The following is a 373-nucleotide window of genomic DNA, read 5'->3' as shown; positions in this document are numbered from 1 at the left end:
AGCAGGCTATGCGTCGCATCGAAGCGCCTTGTCTCACACAAATTCCTTTCGGGGCCTTAGCTCAGCTGGGAGAGCGCCTGCCTTGCACGCAGGAGGTCAGCGGTTCGATCCCGCTAGGCTCCACCATCCAACAGTCCATGACCTGATCGAGTCTGCAGTCACAAGCCATCGTCACATCATGTGATGTCAGGTTTATGACTGTCGATTGACAGTCTGCTCTTTAACAATGTGAATCATGCTGACAAAGTTTCTTCCGAGAGGAAGAGACACGAGATACGTCTCAAGCGTATCCGGCAATTGTCGATCGTCATCGCGGACCAGACCTCTTGGGGTTATATGGTCAAGCGATGAAGCGCATACGGTGGATGCCTAG

1 tRNA gene is annotated in these 373 nt (G+C 52.8%); it reads left to right on the top strand.

The features are described 5' to 3' along the window. The first annotated feature begins 50 nt into the window (after window positions 1-50). Window positions 51-126, top strand: a tRNA-Ala gene (locus M8009_RS18930). Window positions 127-373 lie beyond the last annotated feature (247 nt).

Origin of the sequence: Halomonas gemina (assembly GCF_023554995.1) — a bacterium.
GTDB lineage: Bacteria > Pseudomonadota > Gammaproteobacteria > Pseudomonadales > Halomonadaceae > Halomonas > Halomonas gemina.
This window is presented reverse-complemented; position numbering and strand designations above follow the sequence as displayed.